General features: G+C 39.6%; 1 protein-coding gene. It reads left to right on the forward strand.

Features of this window, described 5'->3' with window-relative positions; all coding sequences use genetic code 11:
• Positions 1–259: 259 nt before the first annotated feature.
• The gene (locus IE867_RS14410; RefSeq protein WP_192485399.1) at positions 260–1,483 is read left to right on the forward strand and encodes an IS256 family transposase; all 1,224 of its coding nucleotides are present in this window, start codon (positions 260–262) and stop codon (positions 1,481–1,483) included.
• Positions 1,484–1,509 lie beyond the last annotated feature (26 nt).

Here is a 1,509-nt window from a genome sequence, read left to right on the forward strand (position 1 = left end):
GGGAGTGTTCATAAAACTGTGTCAATTTAAATTTAATATTGATGTAATGTGTTATTGCTAGAATAAACAGAGCAACTGTCAAGGAGGAACGCAGCAACGTGTTGCGAGTAGTCCTTGATGGTTGTGAGGTTTATGACACGCTTAGCAGAGGCTGTAAACTTGGTTTGCAGCCCTGCCTCTCTGGCGAAGAGAATTGAAGACTTTTATCTTTTGATTCGCTAAGATTGGACGCATTACGCTCAAAATGATGGATAAAAAAATGACGCTAAATAAACATACTTTCGAACAATTTAACTATGCTGACTTTGAGCAGCAAGCAATAAAAGCACTAAAGTCTGGTCAATCTTTAACAGGTTCTGATGGTGTGATCACTCCCTTGATTAAGCGTATTATCGAAGCCTCCTTAGAGGCTGAAATTGAAGATCATCTTGAGCAGAGTGACAACAATAGACGCAATGGTAAGTCAACAAAGACCGTGAAATCTTCCTCTGGCGAATTCGAGCTAGAAACACCGCGAGATCGTGATGGTAGTTTTGACCCTCAACTTGTTAAAAAGCGTCAGACAATTCTAAATGAAAGCTTAGATGAAAAGGTACTTGCTTTATATGGTTTAGGCATGAGCTATCAGGATATCTGTGCACATTTGCAGGATATGTATGGTATGGATGTTTCTACGGGGCTCATTAGCAAGATAACGGATAAATTAATACCAACGATCACTGAATGGCGTAATCGTCCATTAGAGTCGATTTATAGCATTGTTTATTTAGATGCTATGTTTTTCAAGGCTCGGGAAAATGGGCGTGTAGTGACTAAGGCGGTTTATAATGTTTTGGGCATTGATCAGCATGGTCAGAAAGATATTTTAGGCTTTTATATTGCTGAGAGTGAAGGTGCACATTTTTGGCTAGGTGTGTTAAATGAATTAAAATCGCGCGGTGTTGATGACATTCTTATTGCTTGTGTTGATGGGCTTAAGGGCTTTCCTGAAGCAATAGCTGCCACTTTTCCACAAACGGAGATACAGTTGTGTGTCATACACCAAATACGTCATTCCTTAAAATATGTTGCTAGTAAAGATCAAAAAGCATTTATTGCAGATTTAAAGCGTGTTTATAAGGCAGATACGCTAGAGCTTGCCGAGCATGCTTTGCTTGAGCTAGATGAAACTTGGGGGAAGAAATATCCGTTGGTACTAAAATCTTGGCAAGATAAATGGGAAAGTTTGTCGGCGTACTTTAAATATCACCCTGATATTCGACGTATTATTTATACCACAAACGCAGTAGAGGGGTTTCATCGACAAGTAAGAAAATACACAAAATCAAAGGGAGCCTTTACTTCAGAAACGGCTTTAGTTAAACTCATTTACTGTGCTTACCAGCACATTAAAAAGAAATGGACGATGCCAGTGGCAAACTGGGCAACAACCGTTTCGCAGCTCAACATCTTTTTTCCTGAACGGTTAAAACTTGAGCTTTAGGGTGACACAGTTGAGTGAACAGTCTC

Origin of the sequence: Cysteiniphilum marinum (assembly GCF_014857925.1) — a bacterium.
In the GTDB taxonomy this organism is placed as follows: Bacteria; Pseudomonadota; Gammaproteobacteria; order Francisellales; family Francisellaceae; genus Caedibacter; species Caedibacter marinus.